At 57.6% G+C, this 16,483-nt stretch carries 19 protein-coding genes; 10 read left to right on the forward strand and 9 right to left on the reverse strand.

The window, feature by feature from the left end; genetic code table 11:
* Positions 1 to 2 precede the first annotated feature (2 nt).
* From EAH78_RS29790 to EAH78_RS29810, 4 genes are all read left to right on the forward strand, one after another.
* Positions 3 to 596 carry an aminodeoxychorismate/anthranilate synthase component II gene (locus EAH78_RS29790; protein ID WP_007906885.1) on the forward strand — a complete coding sequence of 198 codons (594 nt, stop codon included), beginning with the start codon at positions 3 to 5 and terminating at the stop codon, positions 594 to 596.
* A gap of 9 nt (positions 597 to 605) precedes the next feature.
* Positions 606 to 1,655, forward strand: coding sequence for an anthranilate phosphoribosyltransferase (gene trpD / locus EAH78_RS29795; protein ID WP_140671664.1), 1,050 nt, complete (start codon positions 606 to 608; stop codon positions 1,653 to 1,655).
* Positions 1,652 to 2,488, forward strand: coding sequence for an indole-3-glycerol phosphate synthase TrpC (trpC, locus tag EAH78_RS29800; RefSeq protein WP_140671666.1), 837 nt, complete (start codon positions 1,652 to 1,654; stop codon positions 2,486 to 2,488). Before trpD ends, trpC begins: the two co-directional genes overlap by 4 nt.
* 156 nt (positions 2,489 to 2,644) lie before the next feature.
* Entirely contained in the window at positions 2,645 to 3,346 is a 702-nt protein-coding gene (locus EAH78_RS29810; protein WP_140671670.1) for a lipoate--protein ligase family protein, read from the forward strand.
* On the opposite strand, the gene crp is transcribed toward EAH78_RS29810, so the two are convergent.
* Positions 3,343 to 3,987 carry a cAMP-activated global transcriptional regulator CRP gene (gene crp, locus EAH78_RS29815; protein WP_027926750.1) on the reverse strand — a complete coding sequence of 215 codons (645 nt, stop codon included), beginning with the start codon at positions 3,985 to 3,987 and terminating at the stop codon, positions 3,343 to 3,345. The two genes, EAH78_RS29810 and crp, sit on opposite strands and share 4 nt — an antisense overlap.
* 236 nt (positions 3,988 to 4,223) lie before the next feature.
* Here crp and EAH78_RS29820 point away from each other — a divergent pair, with 236 nt between their 5' ends.
* On the forward strand, positions 4,224 to 4,646 hold the full coding sequence (locus EAH78_RS29820; RefSeq protein ID WP_007941657.1) for an OsmC family protein: 423 nt from the start codon (positions 4,224 to 4,226) through the stop codon (positions 4,644 to 4,646).
* Positions 4,647 to 4,884: 238 nt separating this feature from the next.
* The gene (speD, locus tag EAH78_RS29825; protein WP_140671672.1) at positions 4,885 to 5,676 is read left to right on the forward strand and encodes an adenosylmethionine decarboxylase; all 792 of its coding nucleotides are present in this window, start codon (positions 4,885 to 4,887) and stop codon (positions 5,674 to 5,676) included.
* A 137-nt stretch (positions 5,677 to 5,813) separates the two neighbouring features.
* Here the strand turns inward: speD and coq7 are convergent, their stop codons facing one another.
* Entirely contained in the window at positions 5,814 to 6,461 is a 648-nt protein-coding gene (coq7, locus tag EAH78_RS29830; protein WP_027926752.1) for a 2-polyprenyl-3-methyl-6-methoxy-1,4-benzoquinone monooxygenase, read from the reverse strand.
* A gap of 23 nt (positions 6,462 to 6,484) precedes the next feature.
* Here coq7 and EAH78_RS32210 point away from each other — a divergent pair, with 23 nt between their 5' ends.
* Complete coding sequence (locus EAH78_RS32210; protein WP_161599712.1) at positions 6,485 to 6,628, forward strand: hypothetical protein; 144 nt, start codon at positions 6,485 to 6,487, stop codon at positions 6,626 to 6,628.
* A gap of 4 nt (positions 6,629 to 6,632) precedes the next feature.
* On the opposite strand, the gene EAH78_RS29835 is transcribed toward EAH78_RS32210, so the two are convergent.
* The 5 genes from EAH78_RS29835 to hemJ all read right to left on the reverse strand — a co-directional run bounded on the left by EAH78_RS29835 (position 6,633) and on the right by hemJ (position 10,383).
* On the reverse strand, positions 6,633 to 6,971 hold the full coding sequence (locus EAH78_RS29835) for a histidine triad nucleotide-binding protein (RefSeq protein WP_008027110.1): 339 nt from the start codon (positions 6,969 to 6,971) through the stop codon (positions 6,633 to 6,635).
* 61 nt (positions 6,972 to 7,032) lie between these two features.
* Complete coding sequence (locus EAH78_RS29840; RefSeq protein ID WP_123433115.1) at positions 7,033 to 7,821, reverse strand: SDR family NAD(P)-dependent oxidoreductase; 789 nt, start codon at positions 7,819 to 7,821, stop codon at positions 7,033 to 7,035.
* A gap of 61 nt (positions 7,822 to 7,882) precedes the next feature.
* Positions 7,883 to 8,860: a DUF805 domain-containing protein gene (locus EAH78_RS29845; RefSeq protein ID WP_140671673.1), complete on the reverse strand. Its 978-nt coding sequence runs from the start codon at positions 8,858 to 8,860 to the stop codon at positions 7,883 to 7,885.
* 93 nt (positions 8,861 to 8,953) lie between these two features.
* Positions 8,954 to 9,922, reverse strand: coding sequence for an NAD(P)H-dependent flavin oxidoreductase (locus tag EAH78_RS29850; protein WP_140671675.1), 969 nt, complete (start codon positions 9,920 to 9,922; stop codon positions 8,954 to 8,956).
* 32 nt (positions 9,923 to 9,954) lie between these two features.
* Positions 9,955 to 10,383, reverse strand: coding sequence for a protoporphyrinogen oxidase HemJ (hemJ, locus tag EAH78_RS29855; RefSeq protein ID WP_027926757.1), 429 nt, complete (start codon positions 10,381 to 10,383; stop codon positions 9,955 to 9,957).
* Positions 10,384 to 10,518: 135 nt separating this feature from the next.
* Here hemJ and argC point away from each other — a divergent pair, with 135 nt between their 5' ends.
* Both argC and erpA read left to right on the forward strand, forming a co-directional pair.
* The gene (gene argC / locus EAH78_RS29860) at positions 10,519 to 11,553 is read left to right on the forward strand and encodes an N-acetyl-gamma-glutamyl-phosphate reductase (protein ID WP_140671677.1); all 1,035 of its coding nucleotides are present in this window, start codon (positions 10,519 to 10,521) and stop codon (positions 11,551 to 11,553) included.
* 168 nt (positions 11,554 to 11,721) lie between these two features.
* A complete protein-coding gene (gene erpA, locus EAH78_RS29865; RefSeq protein ID WP_007947969.1) occupies positions 11,722 to 12,072 on the forward strand; it encodes an iron-sulfur cluster insertion protein ErpA in 351 nt (116 codons plus the stop codon).
* A 71-nt stretch (positions 12,073 to 12,143) separates the two neighbouring features.
* Here the strand turns inward: erpA and EAH78_RS29870 are convergent, their stop codons facing one another.
* Both EAH78_RS29870 and EAH78_RS29875 read right to left on the reverse strand, forming a co-directional pair.
* Complete coding sequence (locus tag EAH78_RS29870) at positions 12,144 to 13,235, reverse strand: anhydro-N-acetylmuramic acid kinase (RefSeq protein ID WP_140671679.1); 1,092 nt, start codon at positions 13,233 to 13,235, stop codon at positions 12,144 to 12,146.
* A gap of 3 nt (positions 13,236 to 13,238) precedes the next feature.
* Positions 13,239 to 14,651, reverse strand: coding sequence for a peptidoglycan DD-metalloendopeptidase family protein (locus EAH78_RS29875; protein ID WP_140671681.1), 1,413 nt, complete (start codon positions 14,649 to 14,651; stop codon positions 13,239 to 13,241).
* 214 nt (positions 14,652 to 14,865) lie between these two features.
* Between EAH78_RS29875 and tyrS the strand changes: the two genes are divergently transcribed.
* The gene (tyrS, locus tag EAH78_RS29880; RefSeq protein WP_140671683.1) at positions 14,866 to 16,065 is read left to right on the forward strand and encodes a tyrosine--tRNA ligase; all 1,200 of its coding nucleotides are present in this window, start codon (positions 14,866 to 14,868) and stop codon (positions 16,063 to 16,065) included.
* Positions 16,066 to 16,483: the final 418 nt, after the last annotated feature.

Genomic DNA, 16,483 nt, shown 5'->3' on the forward strand with positions numbered 1-16,483 from the left:
CCATGTTGCTGATGATCGATAACTACGACTCCTTTACCTACAACGTTGTGCAGTACCTCGGTGAGCTCGGCTCCCAGGTCAAAGTCGTGCGCAACGATGAGCTGACCATCGCTGAAATCGAAGCCCTCAACCCAGAGCGCATCGTGGTATCCCCCGGTCCTTGCACCCCGACCGAAGCCGGGATCTCGATTGAAGCGATCAAGCATTTCGCCGGCAAACTGCCGATTCTTGGCGTCTGCCTCGGCCACCAGTCCATCGGCCAGGCCTTTGGCGGTGATGTGGTTCGCGCCCGTCAAGTGATGCACGGTAAGACTAGCCCGGTATTCCATGAGGACAAGGGCGTATTTGAAGGCTTGAATCGCCCATTGACGGTTACCCGCTATCATTCGCTGATCGTCAAACGTGAAACCTTGCCCGACTGCCTGGAGCTGACCGCCTGGACCCAACTTGAAGACGGTTCGGTCGACGAGATCATGGGCCTGCGCCACAAGACCCTGAATATCGAAGGCGTGCAGTTTCACCCCGAATCGATCCTCACCGAGCAGGGCCACGAACTGTTCGCCAACTTCCTCAAACAAACCGGCGGCACGCGCTAAGGACTTTTCATGAACATCAAGACAGCCCTGGGCCGTATCGTCGATCACCTCGACCTCAGCACCGATGAGATGCGCGATGTAATGCGCGAAATCATGACCGGCCAATGCACGGATGCACAGATCGGCGCCTTCATGATGGCGATGCGCATGAAGAGCGAGAGCATCGACGAAATCGTCGGCGCCGTGTCGGTCATGCGTGAGCTGGCGGACAAGGTCGAACTCAAGACCCTCGACGGCGTGGTCGATGTGGTCGGCACCGGCGGTGACGGTGCGAATATTTTCAACGTATCGACCGCATCGTCGTTCGTCGTCGCAGCAGCCGGTTGCACCGTGGCCAAGCACGGTAACCGTGCGGTGTCGGGCAAAAGCGGCAGCGCGGATCTGTTGGAAGCGGCGGGCATCTACCTGAACCTGACGCCGGTTCAAGTCGCACGCTGCATCGACAACGTCGGCATCGGTTTCATGTTCGCCCAAACTCACCACAGTGCCATGAAGTATGCCGCCGGTCCGCGCAAGGAGCTTGGCCTGCGTACCCTGTTCAACATGCTCGGCCCGCTTACGAATCCGGCCGGCGTGAAACATCAGGTGGTGGGCGTGTTCAGTCAGGCGTTGTGCCGGCCATTGGCCGAAGTTCTGCAACGTCTGGGCAGCAAACATGTGCTGGTGGTGCATTCGAAAGATGGCCTGGACGAATTCAGCCTGGCTGCGCCGACCTTCGTGGCGGAATTGAAGAACAACCAGATCACCGAATATTGGGTCGAGCCCGAAGACCTGGGTATGAAGAGCCAGAGCCTGCACGGTCTGGCCGTGGAAAGCCCGGCGGCCTCGCTGGAGCTGATTCGCGATGCCTTGGGCAAACGCAAAACCGAAAGCGGTCAGAAAGCCGCCGAAATGATTATGCTCAATGCCGGTGCCGCGTTGTACGCCGCCGACCATGCAACCAGTTTGAAAGAAGGCGTTGCCCTGGCGCACGATGCGCTGCACACAGGCCTCGCTCGGGAGAAACTGGAGGAGTTGGGTGCATTTACCGCGGTATTCAAAGTGGAGAATGAGGGATGAGTGTACCGACGGTTCTGGAAAACATTCTGGCGCGCAAGGTCCAGGAAGTCGCCGAGCGTAGCGCTCGTGTGAGCCTGGCCGAGCTGGAAAGTCTGGCCAAGGCGGCCGATGCACCCCGTGGTTTTGCCAAGGCATTGTTGGCGCAGGCCAAGCTCAAACAGCCAGCGGTAATTGCCGAAATCAAGAAAGCTTCGCCGAGCAAGGGCGTGATTCGCGAGAACTTCGTTCCCGCCGACATCGCCAAGAGCTACGAGAAGGGCGGGGCGACATGTTTGTCGGTGCTGACCGATATCGATTACTTCCAGGGCGCCGATGCGTATCTGCAACAGGCCCGGGCGGCGTGCAAACTGCCGGTGATCCGCAAGGACTTCATGATCGATCCTTACCAGATCGTCGAAGCGCGGGCGCTGGGCGCCGATTGCGTGTTGTTGATCGTCTCCGCGCTGGATGACGTGAAAATGGCCGAACTGGCTGCCGTGGCAAAAAGTATCGGCCTCGATGTGCTGGTGGAAGTTCACGACGGCGACGAGTTGGAGCGGGCCTTGAAAACCCTCGACACTCCGCTGGTCGGCATCAATAACCGCAACCTGCACACATTTGATGTCAGCCTGGAAACCACCCTCGACCTGTTGCCGCGCATCCCTCGTGATCGCTTGGTGATTACCGAAAGCGGCATTCTTCACCGCGCGGATGTCGAGCTGATGGAAATCAGCGACGTGTATGCGTTTCTGGTCGGCGAGGCGTTCATGCGCGCCGAAAGCCCGGGGACCGAGTTGCAGCGTCTGTTCTTTCCGGAGCGCGGTACCGCGGTGAGTGGTTCTACACTCGACTGATTTCCGACAGGAAAACCGTGGTGCGCCCTTCGCGAGCAAGCCCGCTCCCACATTTGACTGGTGTTGTTCAATTGAACGCGGACTAATGTGGGAGCGGGCTTGCTCGCGAAGAGGCCCTCAACATTTCCAAAAATTTCAAACTTTGCGGAGTACTCAATGACCCAGCCGACCAATCTGACAATCGAAGTCGGCCTGCAAGCCGAACAGGATCTGCTGGCGTCGGTCTGTGCCGGCGACGCTGAATTTGGTCTGCTGTTCTGGCAACCCAATGACCGCGCCCTGGTCATGCCCCGACGCCTGAATCGTCTACCCGGTTTTGAAGCAGCCTGCGAGGTCTCGGCGGCTGCCGGTTGGCCCGTGCTGTTGCGTGAGACTGGCGGTGAGCCAGTGCCGCAATCGGCGTCCACTATAAACATCGCATTGGTCTACGCACCGCCACGCAGCGAAGGCGACCAAAATCGCATCGAAACCGCCTATCACCGGCTCTGCGATCCGATCTGCCAGTTGCTGGATGAGCTGGGCGGCGTGTCGTCCCTCGGCGAAATCGAAGGTGCGTTCTGCGATGGCCGTTTCAACGTCAACCTAGATGGCCGAAAAATGGTCGGCACCGCTCAACGCTGGCGCCAGAGCAAGGGCGGCACGCGTCCGGTCGGATTGGTGCACGGTGCGCTGTTACTGGATAACGAGCGGGAATCGATGGTTGATGCGGTAAATCGTTTCAATGAAGCCTGCGGCCTGGAACAGCGGGTTCGCGCAGAAAGCCACATCGCCCTGCATGAGAAGTTCGCCGCGCCCGATGCGCTCGGGCGGCTTGACACACTTTATCGCCAGTTGCTGGCGGATATGTTCAAGGTTTAGCGCGTACCGAAGACCACCATGGTCTTGCCTTTGACGTCCACCAGGTTGCGTTCTTCCAGATCCTTGAGCACGCGACCGACCATCTCACGCGAACATCCGACAATCCGGCCGATTTCCTGACGGGTCACTTTGATCTGCATGCCGTCGGGGTGGGTCATCGCGTCCGGCTGCTTGCACAGTTCCAGCAGGCAACGAGCGACACGACCTGTCACGTCGAAGAACGCCAGGTCACCGACCTTGCGCGTGGTGTTGCGCAGGCGCTGTGCGATTTGTCCGCTGAGGACGTAAAGAATGTCCGGATCTTGCTGGGACAGCTCGCGGAATTTCGCGTAGCTGATTTCCGCGACTTCGCATTCGATCTTGGCGCGCACCCAGGCGCTGCGTGCCTGTTCCAGGCCAGCTTGTTCGAACAGACCCAACTCACCGAAAAAGTCCCCGGCGTTCAGGTAGGCGATGATCATTTCACGACCATCGTCATCCTCGATCAGGATCGTGACCGAGCCTTTGATGATGAAGAACAGGGTTTCCGAGCGATCGCCCGCACAAATGATGTTGCTCTTGGCCGCATAGCGACGGCGCTGGCAATGCATCAACAACTTGTCGAGGTTTTTGATTTTGGGTATTGGGGTAATAGCAACCATGGTTGTATCCCGAAAAGACGTCACGGTGTGTGTTTGATTTTCTTATGAGTCGCCGACAATGGCCAAGCAAAGCTGGCTATGCGCCAGCGAATTGGCGTCAGCTTAACAGACACTTCCTGCAATATTCGAGAATTTACCTACAGCGCAGAGGCTTGCGTCCTAGGAAGGCGAGGCACCGTCAATCAAGGGCCCTGTGCTAAGCTGGCGACCCTTTTTTAGACAGTGGAGTCTTGGCGATGAAGGCACGCATCCAATGGGCTGGCGAAGCCATGTTCCTCGGTGAATCCGGCAGCGGTCATGTCGTGGTCATGGACGGTCCGCCCGATGCCGGCGGTCGCAACCTGGGTGTCCGGCCAATGGAAATGCTCCTGCTCGGTGTCGGCGGTTGCAGCAATTTCGACGTGGTCAGCATCCTCAAGAAGTCCCGTCAGGCCGTCGAAAGCTGCGAAGCCTTCCTCGAAGCCGAGCGTGCGACCGAGGACCCCAAGGTCTTCACCAAGATTCACATGCACTTCGTGGTCAAGGGTCGCGGGCTGAAAGAAGCCCAGGTCAAGCGCGCCATCGAGCTGTCGGCGGAGAAGTATTGCTCGGCCTCGATCATGCTCGGCGCAGCTGGCGTGGCGATTACCCACGACTACGAGATCATCGAACTCGGTTGAGCCGACATTCAACTATCATAAAAGCGGTGCAGACTCTGGCGAACCCAAGCTGACGTCTGCATAATGCGCCACTTTTTTCAGGGTAGTGGTCCGTCAACCGACAGGCCGCGCCCCCGAACAGACAACCAAAATCGCCATCGCGAAGAGGTGTTAACCGTCCTACGCAGGTGCGTTGTTCGCATTTGACGGGCATGCTTGATCACGCGGCCGGGCCGCAATACATAGAGAGTTTTTAACGGTGAAAAGCAAACTCAAGCTCCACGGGTTCAATAACCTGACAAAGACCTTGAGCTTCAACATCTATGACATCTGCTACGCGGAAACCCCGCAAGACCAACAGGCTTACGTTGAGTACATCAATAAAGAGTACAACGCGAAACGCCTGACGCAGATCCTCACGGAAGTTGTCGATATCATTGGTGCCAACATCCTGAACATCGCCAGTCAGGACTACGAACCTCAGGGCGCCAGCGTCACGATTCTGATCTCTGAAGAGCCGGTAACCCCGACCGACAGCCAGATCGAAGAGTCCCCGGGCCCGCTGCCTGAAATTATCCTGGCCCACCTCGACAAGAGCCACATCACGGTGCACACCTACCCTGAAATCCATCCGGTGGACGGTATTGCAACTTTCCGTGTGGACATTGACGTGTCGACCTGTGGTGTCATCTCACCGTTGAAAGCACTCAACTTCCTGATTCACCAGTTCGATTCGGACATCGTGACCGTGGATTATCGTGTGCGCGGTTTCACCCGTGACGTTGAAGGCAAAAAGCACTTCATCGACCACGAGATCAATTCGATCCAGAACTACCTGTCCGACGACACCCGCGACGCGTACCAGATGACCGACGTGAACGTGTACCAGGAAAACCTGTTTCACACCAAAATGCTGCTGAAGAACTTCGAACTGGATAATTACCTGTTCGGTGACGCCACCAGCAACCTGTCCTCTGAGCAACGTGCCCAGGTGACCGATCGTGTGAAACACGAAATGCTCGAAATCTTCTACGCACGCAACATGGCATAAGATTCTCGAACACGAAAAAGGCGACTCCCTCACGGCAGTCGCCTTTTTTATGTCTGTCGCAAAACCTTTGTATGAGCAAGGCTTGCCCGCGATAGCGTCCTCGAGATCGCCATCGCGGGCAAGCCATGCTCCTAGGGTCAGATCCGATAGGTACTCTTGGTCATCACCTTGGCCAACAAGCTCATCCCGAACTTCACCGGTGCCGGAAAACGGAACCCTCCGGCATCCAGCGCACTTTCCGCATGATGTTCTTCATCAATGCGCATCTGCTCAAGAATCGCCCGGGACTTTTCATCTTCCGCCGGCAATTGCTCAAGGTGTTCATTCAAGTGCTTGCACACTTGATGTTCGGTGGCGGCAACGAAGCCCAGGCTGACTTTGTCGCTGATCAAGCCTGCCACCGCGCCAATCCCGAAGGACATGCCGTAGAACAGCGGATTGAGAATGCTGGTATGGCTGCCCAACTGATGAATGCGTTGCTCGCACCAGACCAGATGGTCGATTTCTTCTTCGGCAGCATGCTCCATGGCGGCGCGTACATGCGGGAGCTTGGCGGTCAGGGCTTGCCCTTGATACAACGCCTGGGCGCAGACTTCACCGGTATGGTTGATACGCATCAGACCTGCAACGTGCCGGGTGTCCTCGTCGCTCAATTTTGCATCGGGCTGGACGATGGCCGGCGACGGACGGTAAGGCTGGCCACTGAAGGGCAGCAGGGTGCGCATCGCGGCATCGGCTTGCAGCAGAAGACGGTCAATCGGCGAGTAGTGACGTTGGGTAGTCATGCTGACCTCCGGGAAAAATCTCGGTGGCCAGTTTAACCCAATCGGCCGGGGAAGGTTTGAGCTGGGTCATTGCGACGCAGGCTTCTTCTGTAGGAGCACAGCTTGCTGGCGACGGCGATTTCAATGACGCCATCGCCAGCAAGCTGTGCTTCTACAACGAAGGGTAATGAATCAGCCCGGCGGCCAGTGCATCTGACGCTGACCCAGCACGTGCATATGAATGTGATAGACAGTCTGCCCACCTTCTTCATTGCAGTTCATGACAACGCGGAAACCTTTTTCGCAACCCAGTTCCAGCGCCAGGCGCTGCGCAGTGAACAGAATATGCCCAGCCAATGCCTTGTCGTCCTCGGTGAGGTCGTTCAGGGTGCGCACGGGTTTTTTCGGGATCACCAGAAAATGTACCGGTGCCTGTGGGGCGATATCGTGGAAGGCCAGTACCTGGTCGTCCTCGTAAATGATCTTGGCCGGGATTTCCCGGTTGATGATCTTGGTGAACAGAGTATCCACAGCTGTTTTCTCCGTTGTTTTGGCTGGCCTGAGTGTACCCATGGTTTTACCGTAGGACCATTCAGCGAGGGCAGTAAACCTTGTTGACCATGCCGGCGATTGTCCGATTCAACCAGCGCGAGCCGAGCCGTGGCAGAAAGGCGCGCCAACGGTTGCGTCGGCCCGGGATGATGATTGCGCGATTTTTCTCCAGGGCGCGTACGGTGTAGAGCGCTACTTCTTCGGGACTCATGAGCATTTTGCTGTCGATCAGTTTGCCCGTGTCCAACTGCGCGGTACGGAAGAAACCGGTGCGCGTCGGACCGGGGCACAGCACCGAGACCTTGACCGCGCATTTCTTCAGTTCGACGCGCAAGCCTTCGGAAAAATGCAGCACGTACGCCTTGCTCGCGTAGTAGGTGCTCATCCACGGGCCGGGCAGGAACGCGGCGACCGAGGCCACATTGAGGATCTGCCCGCCACCCTGCAAGGCCATGGAATTTCCGATGGCGTGGCAGAGGCGGGTGAGCGCCAGGATGTTCACTTCGATCAGGTCCTGCTCGGTCATCCAGTCTTGAGCGAGAAAGGGACCGCAGGTGCCCATGCCGGCGCAGTTGACCAGCAGATCGATCTGACGGTCACCTTCCTCCAGTTCCAGCAGAAAGCCCGACAGGCGTAGCGGCTCGCCAAGGTCACAGGCACGGAACAGCACTTCCACGCCAAAACGTTGAGTCAGTTCAATCGCAATACTTTCCAGCTGATCACGCTGTCGGGCCACCAGAATCAGGCTGCGGCCACGGCGGGCCAGCGCTTCGGCCATCGCCAGGCCGATGCCGCTGGAAGCGCCAGTGATCAGAGCGTAACGGGTCATGCAGTTCTCCATCGCAACAGCTCCGCGCCGCGACGCAGGTGTCACGGGCGGGGAGCGCTGTTTATTCTTTCGCAGAGTCTACAGGGGCTGGGGCTTGTTCGGCTTCATCGTCTGCAGAATCCGGTGCGGGTTCGGCTACTTCGGCCGGCTCGACTTCAACGTCTTCGGTTGTCACCGAGCCGCTGTCGTAGCTGCTTGCCGCGGTGCTTTCGTATTCTTGCTGAATTGCACTGTAACCGCCGGCCAGCATCCCCACGATGACGATGGCGATAAACACGACCCACAACGAAGACAGCACTTTGACCGCGGTGCTATTGGGCGGAGGTGGCGGGCCGTAGCGATTGGCGATGTTGGTGCCGGGAGCGACCATGATCACCAGCGGGAAGAAACTGCCCACGAACGGGACGAGGTTCAACAGCCAGAGCCAGCCGGACCAGCCAATGTCGTGCAAGCGTTGAACACTGAACTGGATGCCGACGACCGCGATCGCGATGAACAGAATGAATGCAACCAGACCGCCGATGATCAAGCCGGCCGTCGAATCGGCACTGATAATCGCGAACGCCAGGATGGCCAGGACCGAAACGACGGGGAGCAAGACCAGAGTCAGGGCCATCGTCCAGGCCAGGTAACGCAAGCGGCCAATACGCCCTTCGACACTGAATGGCTTGAGGGTGGCGAACGCCGGCAGGCTTTCGCCGACACTGGCCTGAGGCGGAGCGTAGGGGGATACCGGTTCGGCGAAGACAGGCTGGGGCCTGGCGGGAACGTGTTCGTGAGCGTCGGCCAGGTTCAGCTCGATAGACGATTCGCTTTCGATCCGTGCCTTGATGCCGGTTTTCGTCAGTGCTTGAAGGTAGATTTGTGCGTCGGCGTGCGACAGATCCTGCTTGAGCGTGACGGTCTTGCCGGTGAACAGCCGTTCAACCGCAGCGACTTCGCTTTTGTACAGTGCGGCGAGATTCTGCTTGGCGGTCGTGAGGTCGACGCCTGGCAGCAGAGCGCCGTCGAATACGATCTTGAAACGGTTTTCGCTCATTGCGAGGCATCCTTGTCGCGAGTGTTTGAGTTAGAAAGTGTTACAGCGACAGAGTGTAAGGCCAGCCGGGTTGGGCTGGCCAAAATTTTCCTCTCAGCGCGGCCAGCGTTTTGGCAATTGTGCCGCCAACTCCAGCGCCTTGCGGTATTCCGCGTCCAGCCGCGCGACCAATTGATCGACACTCGGCAAATCATCGATTTCCCCTACGCCCTGACCCGCCGACCACACGGTTTTCCAGGCCTTGGCTTCATCGCTGACCGGTTTCAGTTTGGAACCGAAGTTGACCTCACCCTGGTTTTGCAAGGCGGTCATGTCGAAACCGGCGGCTTCCAGGCTTTGGCGCATGAAACTCGCCGGTATGCCGGACACCGCTGGAGTATGGACGATGTCCGCCGCTCTGGAAGCCAGCAACATCTCCTTGTAAGCGTCAGGCGCATGACTTTCAGTGGTGCCGATAAATCGCGTACCGAAGTAGGCCAAATCCGCACCGAGCAATTGCGCAGCGAGAATCTCGTGGCCATGGTTCAGGCAGCCGGCCAGCAGCAGGGTTTTGTCGAAGAACTGACGAATTTCGGCGATCAGCGAGAACGGGCTCCAGGTGCCCGCGTGCCCACCGGCGCCCGCGGCCACGGCGATCAAACCGTCCACACCGGCCTCGGCAGCTTTTTCCGCATGACGGCGAGTCGTCACGTCGTGGAACACCAGGCCTCCATAACTGTGCACGGCGTCGACCACTTCTTTCACAGCGCCGAGGCTGGTGATCACAACCGGCACTTTGTGCTCGATGCAGATCGCCAAGTCTGCTTGCAGCCGTGGGTTGCTGCTGTGGACGATCAGGTTGACCGCATAAGGGGCCGGGTCCTCCAGTGTCGCCAGACCTGCTTCGATCTCTTCCAGCCAGGCCTTGAACCCGCTGCTCTCGCGTTGGTTCAACGCGGGGAAGCTGCCCACCACGCCATTACGGCAGCAGGCGAGCACCAATTGCGGGTTGGAAATCAGGAACATCGGCGCAGCCACCACGGGCAAACGCAAACGTTGTTCGAGCAGAGCGGGCAGCGACATGGAAGTACCCCGGTGAGTTGTGCTTATTGAAGTCAGAACGGTCGAACCACGACCAGAATTACGATAGCCAGCAATATCAGAACCGGGACTTCATTGAACCAGCGATAAAAGACATGGCTGCGGGTATTTTCGCCACGGGCAAAGCGCTTCACCTGCGCGCCGCACATGTGGTGGTAGCCGATCAGGATGACCACCAGGGTCAGTTTGGCGTGAATCCACGCGCCCTGACTGAAGATACTCGGATTGAGGGCGATCAGCGCAATGCCGAAAATCAGGGTGGCGATCATCGCCGGGCCCATGATGCCTCGGTACAGCTTGCGTTCCATGACGCTGAAGCGTTCCTTGCTGACGGTGTCTTCACTCTGCGCGTGATAGACGAACAGGCGCGGCAGGTAGAACAGGCCGGCAAACCAGCAGACCATGCTGACGATATGAAACGCTTTGAGCCACAAATAGAGCATTTTTAGTTATTCCCAGGTTCACGGTAGCCCGGATAGTAGAGGCTTGAGCGGCCGCACGTCACCTTGCCGGTTGTCGCAGGACGATACGCACCCTATTATCGACGGCTTTCCAGTGGGTTCGTTGAGGGCAGGTTTATGGTCAAGGTCGGTATCGTCGGCGGCACGGGTTACACCGGTGTCGAACTGCTGCGTCTGTTGGCACAGCATCCGCAAGCTGAAGTGGTGGTGATCACTTCCCGATCCGAGGCTGGCCTGGCCGTGGCCGACATGTACCCGAACCTGCGAGGCCATTACGAGGGCCTGGCGTTCAGCGTTCCGGACATCAAGACGCTGGGCGCCTGTGATGTGGTGTTCTTCGCCACCCCTCACGGCGTTGCCCATGCGCTGGCCGGCGAACTGCTGGCCGCTGGTACCAAGGTCATCGACCTGTCGGCAGACTTCCGTCTGCAGGACTCTGTTGAGTGGGCCAAGTGGTACGGCCAGCCGCACGGCGCTCCGGAACTGCTGGAAGAGGCGGTTTACGGCTTGCCGGAAGTCAATCGTGAGCAGATCAAGGAGGCTCGCCTGATTGCTGTGCCGGGTTGCTACCCGACCGCTACGCAATTGGGTTTCCTGCCGCTGCTCGAAGCGGGCCTGGCGGATACCACTCGCTTGATCGCTGACTGCAAATCCGGTGTCAGCGGTGCCGGGCGTGGCGCCTCTGTAGGGTCGCTGTACTCCGAAACGTCGGAAAGCATGAAGGCTTATTCGGTCAAAGGTCACCGTCACTTGCCGGAAATCCGCCAGGGGCTGCGTCGCGCAGCAGGCAAGGACGTCGGCCTGACCTTCGTTCCGCACCTGACGCCAATGATCCGCGGCATTCACTCGACGCTTTACGCGACCGTTGTGGATCGTTCGGTCGATCTGCAAGCGTTGTTTGAAAAGCGTTACGCCAACGAGCCGTTCGTCGATGTAATGCCAGCCGGCAGCCATCCGGAAACCCGCAGCGTGCGCGGTGCCAATGTGTGCCGTATTGCCGTGCATCGTCCGCAGGATGGTGATCTGGTTGTGGTGTTGTCGGTGATCGACAACCTGGTCAAAGGCGCGTCGGGTCAGGCGGTGCAGAACATGAACATACTGTTCGGCCTGGATGAGCGCTTCGGTTTGTCTCACGCGGGCATGCTGCCGTAAGGCTCAATTGCGGACAGCAAAAAGGCCCATTGAATGGGCCTTTTTGCATTCTGGTCAGACAGTTTGCTTGATTGATATACCGTAACAATAGTTGACCAATTTTCTAGGAGAAGCGGATAATGCGCGTCATCACGCATTATGGCGGCGTAACGCCGGGAGATAGTCAGCATGAGCGTCGAATCCTTCACCCCCACGGCTTTGCAATTCACCCACGGTGCCGCGCACAAGGTGAAGAGCCTGGTCGATGAAGAGGGGAATGATCGCTTGAAGCTGCGCGTATTCGTTACGGGCGGCGGTTGTTCAGGTTTTCAGTACGGCTTCACCTTCGATGAAGAAGTGGCCGATGACGACACGATCGTCGAGCGCGAAGGCGTGAGCCTGGTCGTCGACCCGATGAGCTTCCAGTACCTGGCAGGCGCCGAGGTGGATTATCAGGAAGGTCTGGAAGGTTCGCGCTTCGTGATCAAGAACCCGAACGCCAGCACTACCTGTGGCTGCGGCTCTTCGTTCTCGATCTGATCGCACCTTCAGCACACTGTAAAACGCCGCAGAACCTTATGGGTTATGCGGCGTTTTGCTGTCTGGGGTTTTTATGGGGGGTAAATCGCGCCGAGTACGCGTAGGCCGCGGGCACCGGTGACACTTGGGCGGTTGGCCGCGATGCCTTCGAGGCAGCAATGGGCCAGCCAGGCGAAGGCCATGGCTTCAACCCAGTCGGGGTCTACACCGTGAGTGGCGGTACTGCTGACTTTCGCATTTGGCAGTAAGCCGGCCAAGCGCTTCATCAGCGTAGCGTTGTGCGCGCCGCCACCACAGACCAGCAGTTCTTGAGTGTTCAACTGGGCGTGTTGCAGTGACTCAACGATGGTCAGCGCGGTGAGTTCGAGCAGGGTGGCTTGCACGTCTTCGGCGGCGAAAGCAGGCAGTTTCGACAAATGCTGTGTCAGCCAGGGCAGGTTAAACACTTCGCGGCCGGTACTTTTGGGGCCTTTGGTCACGAAGAAGGGATCGCTGAGCAATTCATTCAGCAGATCCGGCTCGACGTTGCCGCTGGCGGCCCATTGGCCATCGCGATCGAAGTTGTCGCCGCGCTGCTGGTGAATCCAGGCATCCAGCAGCACATTGCCCGGGCCGCAGTCGAAACCCGCAACCGGTTTGCCAGGTTCAATCAGGCTGAGGTTGCTAAATCCGCCCACATTCAACACCGCGCGATGACCTGCGCTTTCATCAAACAAGGCTTCGTGGAAGGCGGGAACCAGCGGAGCACCTTGACCGCCTGCGGCCACATCGCGGCTGCGGAAGTCACTGACTACGGTGATGCCGGTCAATTCCGTCAGCAGGGCGGGGTTGCCGATCTGCACCGTAAAGCCGCGCGCCGGTTCATGCCGAATGGTCTGGCCGTGGCTGCCAATCGCGCGAATGTCCGCGGGCTTAAGGTTTTGTTGTTCAAGTAGGGAGTGAATGCCCTGGGCCGCCAGTTTTACCCAGTTCTGTTGGGCGATGGCGGAGCGGGCTATCTCGTCCGGACCGCTGGCGCACAAGCCAAGCAGCTCGGTGCGCAGGGATTCCGGCATGGGGATGTAGTGCGTGGCGATCAGCTTGATCGTCGGGGAGAGCTCAACCAGCGCGATGTCCAGGCCATCGAGACTGGTTCCGGACATCACACCTATATAGAGCGTCATGGCTTAGCGCTTGCTCGAAGCCAGCAGGGTGGCCTTCTCTTGATCCATGCGCGCCATCAGCGGTTGGCTTTGCGCGAGGAAGCGCGAGCGTTCAGCCTTGGCAATCGGATCGGCCATTGGCAGCTTCTGGCCCAGCGGGTCGACGTGAACGCCATTGACCTGGAATTCATAGTGCAAGTGCGGGCCGGTGGAGAGCCCGGTGGTGCCGATGAAGCCGATCACCTGGCCCTGTTTAACCGTGCCGCCGGTTTTTACGCCTTTGGCAAAGCCTTGCATGTGGCCATACAGCGTGGTGTAGGTGGCGCCGTGCTGGATGATCACGGTGTTGCCATAGCCGCCGCGGCGACCGGCCAACAATACCTTACCGTCGCCGGCAGCCTTGATTGGCGTGCCACGTGGTGCTGCATAGTCAACGCCTTTGTGGGCGCGGATCTTGTTCAGGATCGGGTGCTTGCGGCCCATGGAGAATTTCGAACTGATGCGGGCGAAATCAACCGGGGTACGGATAAACGCTTTGCGCATGCTGTTGCCGTCAGCCGTGTAGTAGCTGCTGTTGCCTTGTTTGTTGATGTAACGCACAGCGGTGTAGGTCTTGCCGCGGTTGGTGAAGCGTGCGGAAAGGATCGGGCCGTTACCGACAGCCTTGCCGTTGACGACTTTCTGCTCGTAGATCACATCGAACTCGTCACCCTGGCGAATATCCTGGGCGAAGTCGACGTCGTAACCAAATACGCTGGCCATGTCCATGGTCAAGCTGTGGGACAGGCCGGCGCGAGCGGCGGATTGCGACAACGAACTGTTGATCACGCCATGAACGTAGGCGGAGCGCACGGTGGGCTTGGCAGTGATACGGTTGAACGCATAACCCTTGTCATTCTTGGTCAGGGTAATGCTTTCGAGGTCGCTGATCTTGCTGTGCAGGTTGGTCAGTTGGCCTTCAGGGCTCAGTTCGAATTCGAGCTTCTGCCCATGTTTAAGCTGGCTGAACTGCTTGGCTTGCTTGTCGCTGGCCAGGATTTCATGCACCGAAGCGGCCGGGAGGCCGACTTTCTCAAACAGGGTGGAGAGCGTATCGCCTTTGGAAACGATCACTTCTCTGTGGTTTGGAGCCTTCTTTTCTTCGACCACAGGCGCGGCCTGAGCGGTTTCCTGCGGTTCTTCGGTGGCGTTTTCGATGTGCGCGAAAGGCGAGGCCACTGGTTCATTTGTGGCTTGGGCGGCGTCAGCAGCGTCTTGTTCTTGTGACAGTTGTTCAGCAGGGCTTTCCAGTTCAAGACTCAGGGTGGTCTTTTTGGCTTCAACATCGCTGGAAGGGAATACCAGAAGCGCCAGGCTCAGCAGAGCGGCGATGCCACTTGCTGCGAGCAGGTGGGTCTTCGGGTAAAGCGGTGGCGCTTTAGACGATTCTTTGGTCATAAGTGATTTTTTGACTTTGAAAAAAGATGAATTGGAAAAGATGAATGACATGATGAAGATGAAATAACTGTATAAAATATAACCAAATCATCTCTGAAGCAAGTCCGCCGACACTCTGCCGGCGGATTGGCGTCATTGCGCCGGCCAAACTTTGTATTTGACGCGTGATCTTGTATGGTTGGTCCCCTTTGAATTCGAGCCTTGCGGGTCTGTTATGAAGTCGGTTGAAGAGCAGCTAGCGCTGATTAAACGTGGTGCGGAAGAACTGTTGGTCGAGTCCGAGCTGATCGAGAAGCTCAAACGTGGCCAACCGCTACGTATTAAGGCTGGCTTCGATCCGACTGCGCCGGATCTGCATCTGGGTCATACCGTGCTTATTAATAAGCTGCGCCAGTTCCAGGAACTGGGGCATCAGGTGATCTTCCTTATCGGTGACTTCACCGGGATGATCGGTGATCCGAGCGGAAAGAGTGCGACACGTCCGCCGCTCACCCGTGAGCAGGTTCTCGAGAATGCCGAGACCTACAAGATCCAGGTCTTCAAGATTCTTGATCCGGCCAAAACCGAAGTTGCGTTCAACTCCACCTGGATGGACCAGATGGGGCCGGCCGACTTCATTCGCCTGACTTCGCAGTACACAGTTGCGCGCATGCTCGAGCGCGACGATTTCGATAAGCGCTATACAACCAATCAGCCCATCGCCATTCATGAGTTCCTCTATCCGCTGGTACAGGGTTATGACTCGGTCGCGTTGCGCGCAGATATCGAGTTGGGCGGTACCGACCAAAAATTCAACCTGTTGATGGGGCGCGAGCTCCAGCGCGGGTACGGCCAAGAGCCGCAGTGCATTTTGACCATGCCGTTGCTCGAGGGTCTGGATGGCGTGAAGAAGATGTCCAAGTCCCTGGGCAATTACGTCGGTATCCAGGAAGCGCCGGGTGTCATGTACAGCAAGCTGGTTTCCATTCCGGATGCGCTGATGTGGCGTTACTTCGAATTGCTCAGCTTCCGCTCCATGGATGAGATCAATGCATTCCGTGCTGATGTCGAGGCTGGTGCGAACCCGCGTGACATCAAGATCAAGCTGGCTGAAGAGATCGTTGCTCGTTTCCATGGAGAGGAGGCTGCGGCCAATGCTCACCGTGGTGCAGGCAATCGTATGAAGGAAGGCGAGCTGCCGGATGATCTGCCTGAGATCGAATTGACTGCTGCTGAAGATATGCCGATTGCGGCTGTCCTGAATAAGGCGGGGTTGGTGAAGAATTCGGCAGTGGCGCGCGACCTGTTGAATGCTGGCGGTGTGCGTATAGATGGTGAAGTGGTTGATCGCACCTTTATATACGCACTGGGTGCGACGCACGTTTGCCAGGCTGGTAAGAAGTCATTTGCGCGTATCACGCTGAAATCCGAGTAAAGCTGCAAACAGTGCTTGACGGCAGATTTTGGATGTCTATAATTCGCCCCACTTCCGGCGCAGTCGAAACGGAAAACTCCTTGGTAAACAAAGAGTTACGCAGTTTTCGGCAGCAAGCGACTTCAGGTCATCGAAGCGCGAAAGGAGTTGAAAAAGAGGTGTTGACAGCAGCGTGTAACGCTGTAGAATTCGCCTCCCGCTACCGAGTGATCGGAAGCGCAAGTGGTTGAAGTTGTTAAAGATTTCCAAGCGAAACTTTGAAAACTTCTGAAAATAACCGCTTGACAGCAACAGAGGCTGCTGTAGAATGCGCGCCTCGGTTGAGACGAAAGATCTTAACCAACCGCTCTTTAACAACTGAATCAAGCAATTCGTGTGGGTGCTTGTGGAGTCAGACTGATAGTCAACAAGATTATCA

Origin of the sequence: Pseudomonas arsenicoxydans (assembly GCF_006438915.1) — a bacterium.
Lineage (GTDB): Bacteria > Pseudomonadota > Gammaproteobacteria > Pseudomonadales > Pseudomonadaceae > Aquipseudomonas > Aquipseudomonas arsenicoxydans_A.